This is a genomic window from Rhizobium jaguaris (genome assembly GCF_003627755.1).
Lineage (GTDB): Bacteria > Pseudomonadota > Alphaproteobacteria > Rhizobiales > Rhizobiaceae > Rhizobium > Rhizobium jaguaris.
The window spans coordinates 1495214-1511168 of record NZ_CP032694.1; the positions used below are offsets into that span (position 1 = coordinate 1495214).

Here is a 15955-nt window from a genome sequence, read left to right on the forward strand (position 1 = left end):
ATCGCGCTTGAAAAGATGTGAGAACCCGGTTATTTCGTTCAAATAGGGTAGGTTACTAATAGTATAAAGCAGCAATAATGTCTGGAGCGCCGCCACGCCGAGAACTGTTCGACGAACTTTCCGCTTTCAATCGGAAGCTGAGAGCGGCGTTCGACGGCATGGTGCGCGAGCACGGCATGACGCTGGCGAGGGCGCGGGTTTTCCACAAACTTTCGAAGCGCGACGGCATCAATCAGAGAGAGCTGGCCGATGAGCTCGAGCTTGAGACCCCGACGTTAGTGCGCATCCTCGACGCCATGGAGGCGCAGAACTTCATCGAGCGCCGCGCGGTGCAGTCGGACCGGCGCGCCAAGCAGATATTTATGACGGAATCGGGAAAAGTCGTGGCAGCGGAAATCGAGGCTCTTGCCACTGGCGTGCGCGCGGATATCCTGCAGGGGATTTCGGACGATGATGTCGGCATGGCCCTCAAGGTCATCCGCGCAATGACCGCAAATCTGCAGAATGTGGGCAAGTCATGAGGTAGCGTATGAGCGGCGAGCCTGGCCCGGTCAATGTGGAAGCCAACGCCGCCGCGCCTGCCGCCCCGCCGCCGGTGCCGCGCTGGAAGGTCCCGCTTTACATTGGCGCCTCCGTCATGTTCTTCCTGACGCAGGGCCTCGGTCTCAATCTTGCCTTCGCCAATCTCACGCAAATCCAGGGAACGATCGCCGCAACGACGACTGAAGCCGCGTGGCTATCGGCGGCCTACATGGCGCCGAATGTCAGCCTCGCCATCGCACTGGTGAAAATCCGCCTGCAATATGGCGTGCGCAATTTTGCCGAAGTCAGCATCCTCGGCTTCGTGGTCGCCTCGCTGCTCAATCTCTTCGTCTCTGACCTGCATTCGGCCATCGTCGTCCGCTTTTTGAGCGGCATTGCGGGCGCGCCACTGTCGACACTTGGCTTCCTTTATATGCTGGAGGCCTTTGAGCCGGCCAAGAAGCTCACGATCGGCGTCAGCCTGGCGATGATGAATACGCTTCTGGCAGCGCCCATCACCCGTCTCGTTTCGCCCTCGCTCCTCGATTACGGCGAATGGCGCGGGCTCTATACGCTGGAAATGGCATTGGCACTGCTGGTGATGCCGATCATCTACCTATTGCCGCTCACGCCACCACCGCGGGTGAAGGTGATCGTCTTCGGAGACATTATCGTCTATCTGCTGGTCGCTATCGGTTTCGGTAGCCTCGCCATCGTCTTTTCCGTCGGGCGACTTTATTGGTGGCTGGAAGTGCCTTGGCTTGGCGTGCTGCTGGCGGTCAGCATCGCCACCGTGACGCTCGCCGCCGTCATCGACCTGCGCCGGGCAACGCCGCTGATCGATGTCCGCTGGCTGCTCAGCCCGGAGATCCTGCATCTGACCGCCATCCTCTTGATCTTCCGTATGATCGCTGCCGAGCAGACCTCGGTGATCATGACTTTCTATCAGAATGCCGTCGGCCTGCTCTACGATCAGCTGGCGATGCTCTACTGGATCATCCTGGCCTTCTCGGTTATCGGCGGCCTCGTTTGCACAGTGCTCATGAGCTATGGCTTGAGTTGGCAGATCCAGTTCATAGCACTCGTCATGATGGCCATCGGCTCCTTCATGGATGCGCAGGTCACCACCCTCACACGGCCCGAACAGATGTATCTCAGCCAAGCGCTGGTGGCAGCGGGCGCCGCCCTCTTCCTGCCGCCTTCCATGTCCGCCGGTTTCAAGGCTGCCTTTGCGAAGGGCGCGCCTTATCTGGTGACCTTCTTCGTGGTCTTCACCTTCACGCAAAGTATCGGCGGCCTGATCGGCTCGGCTTTCTATGGTACGCTGATCATCATCCGTGAAAAATTCCATTCCGCCGTGCTGACCGAGCGTGTGTTGCTGATGTACCCCCATGTCGCCGAGCGCGTTAGCCAGCTTTCCGCGTCTTACGGCAAGGTGATTGGCGACAGCGCACTGCTGAAGGGCGAGGGATTGGCATTACTCGCCGCGCAGGTCACCCGCGAGGCCAACACGCTCGCCTATGGCGATGCCTTCTTCGTTGCAGGTGTCATCGCGGTCGTGTCCCTTGTCGCACTCTCGCTGCATGTCTTCTACCGTTTCATCAAAGCGCGGCTCGCCGTTTTGCCGCCGCAGACCATGGCATCCAACCCCTGAGGAAATAAAATAGCTCCATGTCGAAGCTCGTTCGCTCCCCCATCGAAGTTATCGCCGTCCTCGCCGGTATCGGCGGTGTCATGCTCGTGCTTTATGCTTGGCATTTGCCGCCTTTTCAAAGTTCTGTCGAGACAACGGACGATGCCTACGTCAAAGGCTATGTCACGACCATCAGCCCGCAGGTCAGCGGCTATATCACGGACGTTCCGATCAAGGATTACAAGCTCGTCAAGCAGGGCGACGTGCTGGCCAAGATCGATGACCGCATCTATCGGCAGAAGGTGGCGCAGGCACGCGCGACGCTGGATGGCCAAAAGGCGGCGCTCGCCAATTCGCAGCAGCAGGAGCAGGCCGCGCGAGCCGGCATCGCCTCAAGCCAGGCGCAGATCGATAGCGCCAATGCCTCCTTGAAGCGGGCGCAACTCGCCTATGATCGTATTGCGACGCTGGTCGCCAAGGGCGTGTCGACAGCCGCCGATTCGGAGCAGGCTCAGGCGACGCTGGAGGAGGCGAAGGCGGCGGTCAATCAGGCGAAGGCGGCCCTGGACGTGTCGCAACAGAATCTGACGACGATCATCGTCAACCGCGCCTCGCTGGAAGCCGGCGTCAGTGGCGCGGAAGCCGCCGTGCAGCTTGCAGAGATTGATCTGCAGAATGCGACGATCGTCGCGCCAATCGATGGCCGCATTGGAGAGGTCGGCGTGCGTCTCGGCCAGTACGTGACGGCGGGAACGCAGCTCATGGGGCTGGTTCCGAAAGACGTCTGGGTTATCGCCAATTTCAAGGAAACTCAGCTCGACGGCATGAAGGTCGGCCAGCCCGTGACGATCTCCGTCGATGCACTCGGTCACCGCGAGTTTAAGGGCCATATCCAGCGCTTCTCGCCGGCGGCGGGCTCGGAATTTGCCGTCATCAGAGCTGACAATGCCACGGGCAATTTCACCAAAGTGGCGCAGCGCGTCGGCGTACGCATCAAGATCGACGAAAATCAGCCCCAGGCGGACGATCTTGCGCCCGGTATGTCCGTGGTCATTTCCGTCGACAAGAAATCGGCGCCGGTACAGGATACCGCGGAGAATTGAGGCAGCAGCGGGTAAACCTGCCGCCGCAGGCGAACAAGATTAGCAAAAAGCCTGGGTCGCGAGACCCAGGCTTTCCCATGTTCGCAGCCGATGCGAAGGCTTGAATCAAGCTTCGTCTTCGGCGTTGCCGTCAGCTTCCGGATCGAAGAAGTCTTCCGGACGCAGGGCATCTTCGTCGACGCCGTAGATGGCGTCAGCGGAGGTGAGCGTTTCGCCCTTGGCCTGACGCTCGGCTTCTTCAGCGGAACGGGCAACGTTGAGCTCGACGGTGATTTCGACTTCGGCGTGAAGTGCGATCACGACGTTGTGCAGGCCGATAGCCTTGATCGGCGTGTTCAGGTGAACCTGGTTGCGGCCGATGTTGAAGCCTTCTGCAGCGAGGATTTCAACGACGTCACGGGCGGCGACGGAGCCGTAGAGCTGGCCGGTTTCGCCAGCAGAGCGAACGACGATGAAGGACTTGCCGGCGAGAACGTCGGCAACCTTCTGGGCTTCGCTCTTGCGCTCGAGGTTGCGAGCTTCGAGCGTTGCGCGCTCCGATTCGAAGCGAGCCTTGTTGGCGGCGTTGGCACGCAGAGCCTTGCCGAGCGGCAGCAGGTAGTTACGGGCAAAGCCGTCGCGAACCTTGACCACTTCGCCCATCTGGCCGAGCTTGGAGATGCGCTCGAGGAGGATGACTTCCATTTTGTTGTTCCTTTCTGATGTCAGATTTTCGTGTCTGGTTGTTTGGAATTATCGGCATTCTTGCTCGGGGTCAGAGCGATCGCTTTGCGCGTATCGGAAAGACCGAGAATGAGGATGACTAAGGCGGGCAACGTCAGCATCAGCGACGTCAGGTAGCAGAGGATGAGCACGGGTAAGCGCCAGTCCTTGCCGCGTGTGCGGTAGTGGAGTGCCGCGAAGCCGGAGACTAAGAAGCCGGCGCCGAACGCGCCGAAAGCGGCAGCGCCGATCAATGCCGGGATGCCGCCGAAAAAGAGGGCGACGATGGCAGCGAGAAAGACGAAGATTGCATTCCGGTTCATACGCAGCGCCGACGGAATATCTTCGCGCGGACGCAAATTGCGGCTCGATGCCGCAACGATGCGGGTGGCGATGTGATAGGCGGCTAACAGCATCAGGACCCAGACGATGCCCCAGACGACGGGGACGGCGTAGAGCATAAAGGATTTCGTTCTGGCGACCGCTTCCGGATCGAGCTGCAGCGTGGGCTGCTGATCCTTCATGACCGTGACGTAGAGATCGACGACCTGTCCGACCAGTTCCGTGCCGTAGCCCATGATCGCGCCGACGATGACGATGACGGCAGTCGCCAGGCCGCAGAGATGCAGCATGATGTCCGATAGCGGGTACCAGGCCATCAAATGGTCGGGACCACCGAGTTCGGCGGCCGGACGTGCGAGATTGGCAAGGTGGCTGAGCCAGGCCGGAACCAGCGTCAGCAGGACGACGAAGAGCCCGAAATAGATCGACTGCGCGATCGTGCCAACAACCCCGGCAGCGACGACGGCGACGATGACGGCCATGTTGCCCCAGCCGAGGCCGACGATCAGGATCGGGAGAGCAGAAAGCGCACCGAACAGGATGAACAGCAATGGTTGCACCGTCGCGCCATACACAAGTAGGGCGGCGGTCAAACCGGCGAGTGCACCGATTCCAAGCTCTTTTGCGTTCAACTTTTTCACGTCGCTGTCCTGCTTCGTATCGAGCAGTTAGAGGATGCTTTCGCCACTCGGGCCTGAAAGCCGTCCCCAACATGGGGTTTCAAGGTTCCGATCCGCGCCCATCGCGGAAGGGAGAAGGGAAGGCATGACTGCCTTCCCCTAATTCATAAAGCGTCGGTCGCGATTAAGCGACGACGTAGGGCAGCAGGCCGAGGAAACGGGCGCGCTTGATCGCCTGAGCGAGTTCGCGCTGCTTCTTCTGGGAAACGGCCGTGATGCGGGACGGAACGATCTTGCCACGCTCGGAAATGTAGCGCTGCAGGAGGCGGACGTCCTTGTAGTCGATGCGCGGCGCATTGGCGCCCGAGAACGGGCAGGTCTTGCGGCGGCGATGGAACGGACGGCGGACCGGTGCGGAGGAAACTTCAGACATTCTCAAATCTCCTTATGCGCGGTCTTCGCGCGGACGGCGCGGACGGTCTTCGCGGTCACCACGATCCGGGCGCGGACCACGATCGCCGAAGCTGCGCTCCGGACGGTCGCCATCGCGGCGCGGACGGTCGTCACGGTCACGCTTCTGCATCATGGCGGACGGGCCGTCTTCATGCTTTTCAACGGCGATCGTCATGTAACGTAGGACGTCTTCGCTGATGCGCATCTGGCGTTCCATTTCCTGGATCGCAGCGGCCGGTGCATCGATGTCCATCAGGGCGTAATGAGCCTTGCGGTTCTTCTTGATGCGGTAGGTGAGGGACTTGAGGCCCCAGTTCTCGATACGCCCGACTTTACCGCCGTTAGCTTCGATAACACCCTTGTACTGTTCTACGAGGGCGTCGACCTGCTGAGCGGAAATATCCTGCCGGGCAAGGAATACATGTTCGTAAAGAGCCATGGATAGCTTTGCCTTTCTTGCGTTGGTCTGAACCCGATATTCGGCGGCTAAGCCTCAACGACTGCTCCTGAGAGGGGTGACCCCAAGCAAGAAAAGCGTTTCCGAGACGGTCGAGAGCGGAGACACGGGAGGCTGGAACGCTTCCGTTCCGAACGATTTTCAATGAAGAAAACCGGCCCTCCGTTCAGCCACCAGCCAGAAGACCGGGTTGCGAACAGGGCGGCTTATACGGATTTTTGCGCGAAAGGCAAGGGGAGGAGGTAAATTGTGCTGATTGGCTGCGGACATCCTGGCCTTGCCCGCCGTCGGTCGGCTTAATCCTCCGGCAATGTGAAGACGGCGCAGGGGTCGGCGATACCGCGCAATGGGTGCTTGCCCAACGGGATCAAAGCCATTGTCGTCTCGGCCGCCACTGCGCCCGAGATGAGCACACTGCGGCCAAGCGGCTTGCATAGCCCTTCAAGCCGACTGACCAGATTGACCGCAGGGCCTATGGCGGTAAAGTCCAGCCGGTCGGCCGCGCCGATATTGCCCCAGAGCATCTCGCCGAAATGCAATGCCGCACCAAAGGGTAACGGCGGCAGCCCCTGCGTCTGCCGCACCGCATCGAGATGGGCCATGCCGGCGCGGGCGGCAACGACGGCGCGCAGCGCGGCCTCGCAGGCCTCGCCCGGTGCGCCGGTGACCGGGAAGATCGCCAGCGCGCCGTCACCGATGAATTTCAGCACCTCGCCTCCGAAAGCGTGCACCGCCCCGGCAACGCGGTCGAACCAGGCATCAAGGGCGGTGATCATCGCCGCCGGCTCCGTCGCTTCGGACAGGGCGGTGAAATCGCGCAAATCGGCGCAGAGCAGTGCAGCGCGGATGGTCTCCCCGGTGCCGCGGTGCAGCGCGCCGGCTTGTACACGGGCGGCGCTGCGCCGGCCGAGATAAGCTTCGAGCAGCGCTGCCAGCGCCGCCTGCGCGGCCAGGGCAGCCAAGGGCGCTGCGGCGAAGCGCACGATCTGCCGCAGCCGATTGGTCTCGGCGGGCTCGAATGACCGCGTCCCGGCCCAGCCCAGCACCGGGCTGTCCGCCGCTGCGCCGACCGCGTCCTCCTGCACCGGGCCAAGCCCGGTCAGCCAGTCGTGTCCGGCTTGGCTGGGTGGACCGCCGGCGAAGCCCAGTGCCTCAATCACGGTCCCCGTTTCCGCCCGCCATAGCCAAATCCGCCGGGCGATGATCGGATGCGGTACCGCGAGCGACAGGGCCCCGCCTGCAAGCGGCAGACCGTCGGCGAGCAGCCGCCCGCCGAGCTCGGCCAAGAACCGTTCAGCGCCGGGCGAGGCGCCGGCCTCGTCAACCAGCCAGGCAAGGGGGGCGGGCAGATCCATGTGTTGATCATGCCACGGCGGCCGCAGGCTGTCATCTGCGGTGGCGATGACGCTTCTGCGTGTAATGCAAGCCCACGGGCCTGCCGCTGTCGCAACGTCGGCAGGTCGTATTTGCCGGGAACTGTAATCGGCTCAAGACCGACAAATTCGGGATTGGAAAGCGATCATTTTCTGCCGGCCATAGGATCCGGACCCGGATCGCGCCCGGCAGCGGCCTCGGATAGCCGTCCGAGATAGTGAGCCCAGCCTTCGGCATGACCGGCGCATTGTTCGGCATTGGGCAGGCCGGTGTGGGTCAGGCGCAGCAGCGTTCCGTCCGGTTGCTCGATCAGGTCGATCTCGACCAGGCTCGACCCCGGCGGAACCACTTCGCTGCCATCCCAGCCGAAGCTGTAGGCCAGCCGATGAACCGGTACCACCTCGCGAAAGGAGCCGCGAGCGAAGCGAGCGCCCGTGACGTTGACGAGATAGAGCCCCTCGGGCTGCGGCTCAATCTGCGCCTCCGTTCCCATCCAGCGCAGAATCTTCTCCGGATCGGTCAAGAGGGCGAACACTGCGGCTGGTGGCGCCGGGATGCGCCTTTCTTGGCGGACGACGAGGGGTTCTGGCATCGGTCTCTCCTTTGGTTGCATGGCCTGCCTCACCGGAGGCGGAGAATGGACAAACACATCCTATCGCGGAACGTCCTCAGGCGACAGCATGTAGTGGCAAATGCGCTCTCAACAAGGGTGGTGCCGACGCCTGCGGAAGAATGGATTCGTTAGTGATCCGCTGGAAAATTCGGCATCGGCGCATCCTCCATCATCTTGGCGTAAAGTCGTTCGGTCTGCTGATCGGTCGGGAACATGCATTCGAGCCGGAGCTCCTGCGATGCGATGGTCATCGGGGTGCCGACTGTCGTTATCAATGAAAAGAAGCCAAGCTTCTGGCCGTCCTTCACAAAGACTAGGGGGACGACGGGCGTGCTAGCGGGCGCTGTGAGCGCTTTCCAGTCGACATCGACATCTGGATAGGCGAGCAGCGTTTTCAGCAACTCTCGGGTCTTGTCGTCGACGACCCGACCGATGGACTCACGATGGACGCGCGCGAGCAAGCTTCTCGATGTCTCCGGCCAGTCGCGAATGAAGGGGCGCATCCCCGCGGGATCGAACATCAAATGCAGCAAATTGCGTGGCGATTTGCGCGCTGTCATGTCGACGAAACAATTGAAGAAGCGGGGCGCAGCAGTGTTGGACAGGAGGATGTTCCAATAGCGATCCATGACGATTGCCGGGAAAGGTTCATGCTGACGCAGCATGCGCCGCAGAGCATCCGTAACGGGTTGCATGTCCGGCGCGTCCCAGGAATCGTCCGAATAGATCGGCGCGTAGCCTGCGGCGAGCAGCAGAGTGTTGCGTTCGCGGAACGGCACATCGAGAGCCTCCGCAACGGTCAGCAGCCTCTGACGGCTGGGTACGCTGCGGCCGCTTTCGACGAAGCTGATGTGGCGCTGCGAAACGCCCGTCTCCATCGAAAGGTCGAGCTGGCTTTTGCCGCGTACCTCCCGCCAGTGGCGTAGCAACGGGCCGAGTTGTTTCGAGACAGATATCGCTGTGTTGCCGTTAGCCATGGAGGGCCTCTCTGAACTATGCCGTGCGGCTCCGCCCAAAGCGGCGGCTTCGCACAGCATCTTATGTCAGGCATGGGAAGGTTAGAATTGCACCGGCCCGACAGAACCGAACCAGTGACGCACTTTGGTGTGATCGGCCTCATCCATGTAAAAGAAGTGTGTCATGACGGGCTTGACGACGGGGTGGTTCGGATCGTCCGGGGTCATGGTAACGAAGCCGCGGAAGACCTTGAGGAACCCGCCGTCCCAATATTCGGTCACATCATGAAGGGCGGTAAATCCCGTATCGATGAAAGCGCGCAGACTTTCGCGGATAGTCTCACGGCCCCTCCACTCGGCGACGCCTAAATTGGCGGTGGCGTCTTCTGCGAAGCAGTCAAAGCCGGGGCCGAAGGTCTTGTCGTCAATTTCCTTCCAGAAGGCCAACAGCCAGTCCGGTGTTTCGCGCTTGCTGAAAATCATCTCACTCATTATCTGTCTCCTGATGTGTCGCTTAGGCAAGAGGCTACATCCGCCAGGGCAAAACCGCCGGCGCTTGGTGTCTACTCTCTCTCGTTCGGTGCTTATCTCTTGTGGAGATGCCCCGAAGTTACGCGCCGCTACGACACGTCTCAATTACATCAGGGGTCATATTTTCGCGGCTTGATCGGCCGCCCTTGCACCGACATTGGCTTACGCGTCGGGGCAGATGCTATCGGGCCTCGCAAGGGGATTTGGAATGCAAAGATATCCTGCGGTCGCTGCGCCTTGCCGCCGTGGCAAGGCGCTTTCACCGGACGTTACATCGGCCAGGGGTACTGCCGGTGTACCTTTTCGATCTCGGCAATCGCTTCTTCCGGCAGCGTGAGATAAGCCGAAGCAATATCGGTTTCGAGCTGCGCCATCGAGGTCGCGCCGATGATGACGGAGGTCATAAAGGGCTTGGTCAGGCAGTAGGCGAGCGCGAGCTTGGCCGGGTCGAGGTGATACTTAGCGGCGATCTCCAGATAGGCCTTAACCGGCGGTTCCTGTAGCGGCTGCAAGCGGCCGCCGATGTCGGTATTGATGGAGCCGCGCGAGCCGGCCGGCCGTGCGCCACCGACATATTTGCCGCTGAGAATGCCGCCTGCGAGCGGCGAATAGGCGAGCAGGCCGACATCTTCGTAATGCGACAGCTCGGCCAGATCGAGATCGAAGTGCCGATAGAGCAGATTGTATTCGTTCTGCGTCGAGACAACGCGGGGCAGGCTCCTTTGCTCGGCGATCGTCAGATACTTCTGGATGCCCCAGGTCGTTTCGTTGGAAAGGCCGATAGCGCGGATCTTGCCGGCCTTCACCAGCTCGCCCATCGTCTCCAAGATGTCGGTGATGTTGGCGATCGCCTTTTCGCGGTCCTGGGTGAAGGGGTTGTACCGCCAGTTCTGGCGGAAGTGGAAATGGCCGCGGTTCGGCCAGTGGACCTGATAGAGGTCGATATAATCGGTCCTCAGTCGCTTCAGGCTGCTGTCGATTGCGGCGCGGATATTGGCGGCATCCGCACCCTGGCCGCCACGCAGATAGTCGCGGCCGACACCCGCGACCTTGGTGGCGAGCACGATATCCCCGCGCTTGCCGGTCTTTTCGAGCCAGGTGCCGATATATTCTTCGGTACGGCCCTGAGTCTTCGGGCCGACGGGCGTCGTCGGATACATTTCCGCCGTATCGAAGAAATTGATGCCTTTATGCAGGGCATAATCCATCTGCTCGTGCGCTTCGGCCTCGCTATTCTGCGTGCCCCAGGTCATCGTGCCCAGGCAAATCTGTGAAACGGAAATATCGGTACGGCCTAAATTCTTATACTTCATGGAGAAACCTTGAGTCTGGCAGGAAAAGTCCTTTGGGAAGAGTCGGGCAAATCTAGGCGGGAAATGAGTGAGCGCAAGAAGAAAATCGAGAGTTCTCGCATCTGCAAAAGGCAGTGACTGCAGGGTTTGCGCTATTGACTCCACCGCAAACAATGTCATTGGGAAGCGAAACGACCCCGAAGGAAGCCTTATATAATGACTGTTGCTTTCACATTTCCCGGCCAGGGTAGCCAGACCGTTGGCATGGGCAAGGATCTCGCGGACAATTTCGCTGAAGCGCGCGCCGTTTTCGAGGAAGTCGATGAAGCGCTCGGTGAAAAGCTTTCTGACATCATCTTCAATGGCCCCGAAGACAAGCTGACGTTGACTGCGAACGCGCAGCCGGCGTTGATGGCCGTATCGATCGCCGTCACGCGCGTTCTCCAGGCAAGGGGCCTCGATCTGAAGAGCAAGGTCGCTTATGTTGCCGGTCATTCGCTCGGCGAATATTCGGCGCTGTGTGCCGCCGGCACTTTCTCGCTCGCCGATACGGCGCGGCTTCTGCGCATTCGCGGCAATGCCATGCAGGCCGCGGTTCCGGTTGGGGTCGGCGCAATGGCGGCGATCATCGGTCTGGAACACGCCGACGTCGTCACGGTTTGCGCCGAGGCTTCGGCCATAGGTGCCTGTCAGATCGCCAATGACAATGGCGGCGGTCAGATTGTCATTTCAGGCGAGAAGGCCCCGGTCGAAAAGGCTGCCGAACTGGCGACAGTCAAGGGTGCCAAGCGCGCCATTCTGCTTCCCGTGTCCGCACCCTTCCATTCGTCGCTGATGGCGCCCGCCGCTGAGGCAATGCGCCGGGCTTTGGCAGAGGTTGCGAAATCCAATCCGGTCGTGCCCGTCATCGCCAATGTTCGCGCGGCTCCGGTAACGGACGCCGGCACGATCGCCGATCTGCTGGTCGAGCAGGTTACCGGCCAGGTGCGCTGGCGCGAAACGGTGGAATGGTTTGCCGCCAACAACGTGACAACATTATATGAAATCGGCGCCGGCAAGGTGTTGACGGGCCTGGCCCGCCGCATCGACAAATCGGTTACCGGCATCGCGGTGAATTCGACCGCCGATATCGACACTGCGCTCGCCAGCTTGCTCGGCTGATACGATAATTAGGAACGAGGGAAATCACATGCTTGATTTGACCGGCCGCAAGGCCATGGTAACTGGCTCTTCCGGCGGTATCGGCGAAGAGATCGCAAGGCTGTTGCATAAGCAGGGCGCCATTGTCGGCCTGCATGGCACGCGCGTCGAGAAGCTCGAGGCTCTGGCCGCCGACCTTGGCGATCGCGTCAAGATCTTCCCGGCCAACCTTTCCAATCGTGGTGAGGTCAAGGCACTCGGCGTCAAGGCCGAAGAGGAGCTCGGCGGTGTCGACATCCTCGTCAACAATGCCGGCATCACCAAGGACGGCCTGTTCGTTCGTATGAGCGACGAGGACTGGGACAGCGTGCTGGAAGTCAATCTCACCGCAGTCTTCCGGCTGACGCGGGAGCTGACCCATCCGATGATGCGCCGCCGCTATGGTCGCATCATCAACATCACCTCCGTCGTCGGCGTCACCGGCAATTCCGGCCAGGCCAACTATTGCGCCTCCAAGGCCGGCATGATCGGCTTTACCAAGTCGCTGGCGCAAGAGATCGCGACGCGCAACGTGACCGTCAATTGCGTCGCCCCCGGTTTCATCGAGAGCGCCATGACCGGCAAGCTGAACGACAAGCAGAAAGAAGCGATCATGGGTGCCATTCCCATGAAGCGTATGGGCAGCGGCGCCGAAGTCGCATCCGCTGTCGCCTATCTGGCATCCTCCGAAGCAAGCTACGTCACCGGCCAGACGATCCACGTCAACGGCGGCATGGCAATGATCTGAAATAGCAAAAGTCTCTTGGGGGGAACTTTCCCTCCAATAGCATGTTGAGCAACCTGGAAGCGGCGATTTTCTGGCTTTGCGACAGACTTAAACCGTGTTAAGCGGGCCATGACTGTGTTCAGTGGTCCCGTAAATGCAGACGGACTGGGCCGCGTGTACGGCGGCCCGGCCGGATCTCAAGGCCGGGTTGAACGGGTTTGCCAGCGGCGCCAATGCAGGCGCTGCAGGCTTGAACAGGGTAGGGATGTCACACGGCATTCTGATCAGGACATAAATAAGGTCGAGGAAACCGACATGAGCGATATCGCAGAACGCGTAAAGAAAATTGTTATTGATCATCTTGGCGTTGACGCCGACAAGGTTGTTGAAAGCGCCAGCTTCATCGACGATCTGGGCGCGGATTCGCTCGACACCGTCGAACTGGTCATGGCCTTTGAAGAAGAATTCGGCGTTGAAATCCCCGATGATGCTGCCGACTCGATCCTGACGGTCGGTGACGCGGTAAAGTTCATTGAAAAGGCCCAGGCCTAATTATTTGCGCTTTGTAAGGGGCGGGCTCTCTGAGTCCGCCCTATTTCGTCCGGCTGGGTCGGACGGATCATATTCATACGCATGGCATTATAAAAAGACGGGGGTCTGCGGGCGATGAGACGTGTCGTTATCACGGGTACCGGCATGGTATCACCTTTGGGCTGTGGCACTGAGGTGTCATGGGCGCGCTTGATCGCTGGACATAACGGCGCGCGTCTTGTGACGGAATTCGAGGTCGAGGATCTCGCGGCGAAGATTGCCTGCCGCGTTCCCGTCGGCGATGGCAGCGACGGCACATTCAATGCCGATGACTGGATGGAGCCGAAGGAACAGCGCAAGGTCGACCCTTTCATCATTTACGGCATGGCTGCCGCCGATATGGCGCTGAACGATGCCGGCTGGCATCCGACATCCGATGAAGACCAGATCGCCACCGGCGTGATGATCGGCTCTGGCATTGGCGGCCTGGAAGGCATTGTCGAGGCCGGCTATACCCTGCGTGACAAGGGGCCGCGGCGGATCTCGCCCTTCTTCATTCCCGGTCGCCTCATCAATCTCGTTTCCGGCCAGGTTTCTATCCGCCACAAGCTGCGCGGCCCGAACCATGCGGTGGTCACGGCATGCTCGACCGGCGCACACGCGATCGGCGATGCAGCCCGCCTGATCATGCTCGGCGATGCGGACGTCATGGTCGCCGGCGGCGCAGAAGCTCCGGTTTGCCGTATCGCGCTCGCCGGCTTTGCCGCCTGCAAGGCGCTGTCGACGCAGCACAACGACGATCCGCATAAAGCTTCGCGCCCCTATGACCGCGACCGTGACGGCTTCGTCATGGGTGAGGGCGCGGGGATCGTCGTGCTGGAAGAGCTGGAGCATGCTAAGGCGCGCGGCGCCAAGATCTATGCCGAAGTCGTCGGCTATGGTCTTTCCGGCGACGCCCATCACATTACTGCGCCATCGGAAGACGGCGAAGGCGCGTTCCGATGCATGACCTCGGCCCTGAAGCGCGCCGGGCTGACGCCGGCAGACGTCGACTACATCAATGCGCATGGCACCTCGACAATGGCCGACACGATCGAGCTCGGCGCTGTCGAGCGGCTGGTCGGCAATGCTGCCTCCAAGATTTCGATGTCGTCGACCAAGTCGGCGACCGGCCATCTCCTTGGAGCCGCCGGTGCGATCGAGGCGATCTTCTCGACGCTTGCCATTCGCGACAATATCGCGCCGCCGACACTGAATCTCGATAATCCGGAACGCGAGACGGCCATCGATCTCGTTCCGCATAAGGCCCGTAAGCGGGACATCAATGTCGCACTGTCGAATTCCTTCGGATTCGGCGGTACGAACGCATCACTTGTCCTGCGTCGTTATGAGGCATAAAAACAGCGCGTAATTCCGAAAAGCAGGGAGTGCTTTTCGGCAAGGCCATGCGCCATCCTTGAATGTTACTGCGTCCTTCGCGTGTCCCATGGGATGCGCGAAGGAATGTCTGATCGGTCGAAAGCGGATCTTCAGCAGGCTCCGCTTTATCTTCTGAACCTGCTTTTTGCCGCATTGATTGGTCAAAGAGCAGGCAACGACAAATGAAGGGATTGCCGGTGAGCGATACGAACCAGAACAACGGAACTCCGAACGGGCAGAAGGGGCCGATCATCCCGAAATCGGCCAATGAAGCTCTGCGTCCGGAGCGTGTTCCGGACCCGCCGAAGCGCTCCCGCAAAGCCCGCAGCCAGATGGTGATCTTCCTGAACTTTCTGATGACGCTGGTCGTTTTCGTCGTCATTGCAGCTGTCATCGGAACCTACTATGCGATTTCGACTTATCAGGCAGCCGGGCCGCTGACCACCAACACCAATTTCATCGTACGCCCTGGCGCCAGCGTCAACGAGATCGCCACCCGCCTGGAGGCCAGCAACATCATCTCCGATGCCCGCATCTTCCGCTATCTGACGGCAACCTATCTGCACAATGGCGAAACGCTGCGGCAGGGCGAATACGAGATCAAGGCTGGCGCTTCCATGAAGGATATCATGGAGCTTTTGAAGTCCGGCAAGTCGATCCTCTATTCGGTCACCTTGCCGGAAGGGCTGACGGTACGGCAAATATTCAACAAGCTGCAGGCCGACCCGGTACTGGAAGGCGATCTGCCCTCTGCCTTGCCACCGGAAGGCAGCCTGGAACCCAATACCTATAAATTCACACGCGGCGCGAAGCGCACGGAAATCATCGATCAGATGAAGGCAGCGCAAGAAAAACTGATCGATGAGATATGGGACAAGCGCGATCCGGCACTGCCGCTGACGAATAAGCGGGATCTGGTCACCTTGGCGTCGATCGTTGAAAAGGAGACCGGGCTTGCGGATGAGCGCGCCCATGTGGCGTCCGTCTTCCTCAACCGTCTCGGCAAGGGCATGCGCCTGCAATCCGACCCGACGGTCATCTATGGGCTCTTCGGTGGCGACGGCAAGCCGGCCGATCGCCCGATCTTCCAATCGGACCTCAAAAAAGAAACGGCCTACAACACCTACCTCATCAAGGGCCTGCCGCCGACTCCGATCGCCAATCCGGGCAAGGATGCGCTCGACGCGGTTGCCAACCCCTGGAAGACACAGGACCTCTATTTTGTTGCCGACGGCACGGGTGGCCACGTCTTCGCCGCGACGCTGGAAGATCACAACGCCAACGTCAAGCGCTGGCGTAAGCTCATAGCGGAAAAGGGTGAGGATCCGAGCGCGATCGCGGTTGACGGTCAGCCGGACGACAGCGGCGCTACCGCCGCTGGTGGGGGCGCTGCTTCCGGCACACAGCAGAAAAAGAAGACGAACTAATCTTAGCTGCGCAGTGCTTTCGGGCGCACGGCGTAGCCTCACCTTGCATTGGTCCATGGTCTTCTGATTTTCAA

Annotated in this window: 17 protein-coding genes; 8 read left to right on the forward strand and 9 right to left on the reverse strand. The window is 60.5% G+C overall.

Translation table 11 applies throughout. The features are described 5' to 3' along the window. Positions 1-77 precede the first annotated feature (77 nt). The 3 genes from CCGE525_RS07270 to CCGE525_RS07280 are packed head-to-tail and all read left to right on the forward strand — an operon-like array spanning position 78 to position 3258. A complete protein-coding gene (locus tag CCGE525_RS07270) occupies positions 78-521 on the forward strand; it encodes a MarR family winged helix-turn-helix transcriptional regulator (protein WP_120703703.1) in 444 nt (147 codons plus the stop codon). Positions 522-529: 8 nt separating this feature from the next. Beyond that, positions 530-2176: an MFS transporter gene (locus CCGE525_RS07275; protein WP_120703704.1), complete on the forward strand. Its 1647-nt coding sequence runs from the start codon at positions 530-532 to the stop codon at positions 2174-2176. A 17-nt stretch (positions 2177-2193) separates the two neighbouring features. Further along, positions 2194-3258, forward strand: a complete 1065-nt coding sequence (locus tag CCGE525_RS07280; protein WP_120703705.1) for an HlyD family secretion protein — start codon at positions 2194-2196, stop codon at positions 3256-3258. A 105-nt stretch (positions 3259-3363) separates the two neighbouring features. Here CCGE525_RS07280 and rplI read toward each other — a convergent pair whose 3' ends face one another. The 9 genes from rplI to CCGE525_RS07325 form a co-directional block, all read right to left on the reverse strand. Continuing rightward, positions 3364-3942: a 50S ribosomal protein L9 gene (gene rplI, locus CCGE525_RS07285; RefSeq protein WP_120703706.1), complete on the reverse strand. Its 579-nt coding sequence runs from the start codon at positions 3940-3942 to the stop codon at positions 3364-3366. A 20-nt stretch (positions 3943-3962) separates the two neighbouring features. Continuing rightward, a complete protein-coding gene (locus CCGE525_RS07290) occupies positions 3963-4943 on the reverse strand; it encodes a DUF2232 domain-containing protein (protein WP_120703707.1) in 981 nt (326 codons plus the stop codon). 163 nt (positions 4944-5106) lie between these two features. Then, the gene (rpsR, locus tag CCGE525_RS07295) at positions 5107-5355 is read right to left on the reverse strand and encodes a 30S ribosomal protein S18 (protein ID WP_004122103.1); all 249 of its coding nucleotides are present in this window, start codon (positions 5353-5355) and stop codon (positions 5107-5109) included. 12 nt (positions 5356-5367) lie between these two features. Beyond that, positions 5368-5814 (reverse strand): 30S ribosomal protein S6, encoded by a 447-nt coding sequence (gene rpsF, locus CCGE525_RS07300; RefSeq protein ID WP_112797117.1) that lies wholly within the window; start codon positions 5812-5814, stop codon positions 5368-5370. A gap of 314 nt (positions 5815-6128) precedes the next feature. Further along, positions 6129-7187: an adenylate/guanylate cyclase domain-containing protein gene (locus CCGE525_RS07305; RefSeq protein WP_120703708.1), complete on the reverse strand. Its 1059-nt coding sequence runs from the start codon at positions 7185-7187 to the stop codon at positions 6129-6131. Positions 7188-7351: 164 nt separating this feature from the next. Further along, positions 7352-7798 carry an SRPBCC family protein gene (locus tag CCGE525_RS07310; protein ID WP_120703709.1) on the reverse strand — a complete coding sequence of 149 codons (447 nt, stop codon included), beginning with the start codon at positions 7796-7798 and terminating at the stop codon, positions 7352-7354. Between the two features lie 149 nt (positions 7799-7947). Next, on the reverse strand, positions 7948-8796 hold the full coding sequence (locus tag CCGE525_RS07315; RefSeq protein ID WP_120703710.1) for a helix-turn-helix domain-containing protein: 849 nt from the start codon (positions 8794-8796) through the stop codon (positions 7948-7950). Between the two features lie 81 nt (positions 8797-8877). Further along, complete coding sequence (locus CCGE525_RS07320; protein ID WP_120703711.1) at positions 8878-9267, reverse strand: nuclear transport factor 2 family protein; 390 nt, start codon at positions 9265-9267, stop codon at positions 8878-8880. A gap of 308 nt (positions 9268-9575) precedes the next feature. Further along, complete coding sequence (locus CCGE525_RS07325; protein ID WP_120703712.1) at positions 9576-10619, reverse strand: aldo/keto reductase; 1044 nt, start codon at positions 10617-10619, stop codon at positions 9576-9578. Positions 10620-10814: 195 nt separating this feature from the next. Here CCGE525_RS07325 and fabD point away from each other — a divergent pair, with 195 nt between their 5' ends. The 5 genes from fabD (at position 10815) to mltG (ending at position 15881) form a co-directional block, all read left to right on the forward strand. Then, on the forward strand, positions 10815-11759 hold the full coding sequence (fabD, locus tag CCGE525_RS07330; protein WP_120703713.1) for an ACP S-malonyltransferase: 945 nt from the start codon (positions 10815-10817) through the stop codon (positions 11757-11759). 28 nt (positions 11760-11787) lie between these two features. Further along, positions 11788-12525, forward strand: coding sequence for a 3-oxoacyl-[acyl-carrier-protein] reductase (gene fabG / locus CCGE525_RS07335; protein WP_120703714.1), 738 nt, complete (start codon positions 11788-11790; stop codon positions 12523-12525). Positions 12526-12819: 294 nt separating this feature from the next. Next, positions 12820-13056: an acyl carrier protein gene (locus CCGE525_RS07340; RefSeq protein ID WP_003547058.1), complete on the forward strand. Its 237-nt coding sequence runs from the start codon at positions 12820-12822 to the stop codon at positions 13054-13056. A gap of 114 nt (positions 13057-13170) precedes the next feature. Then, entirely contained in the window at positions 13171-14433 is a 1263-nt protein-coding gene (fabF, locus tag CCGE525_RS07345) for a beta-ketoacyl-ACP synthase II (protein WP_120703715.1), read from the forward strand. A gap of 218 nt (positions 14434-14651) precedes the next feature. Then, a complete protein-coding gene (gene mltG / locus CCGE525_RS07350) occupies positions 14652-15881 on the forward strand; it encodes an endolytic transglycosylase MltG (RefSeq protein WP_120706308.1) in 1230 nt (409 codons plus the stop codon). Positions 15882-15955 lie beyond the last annotated feature (74 nt).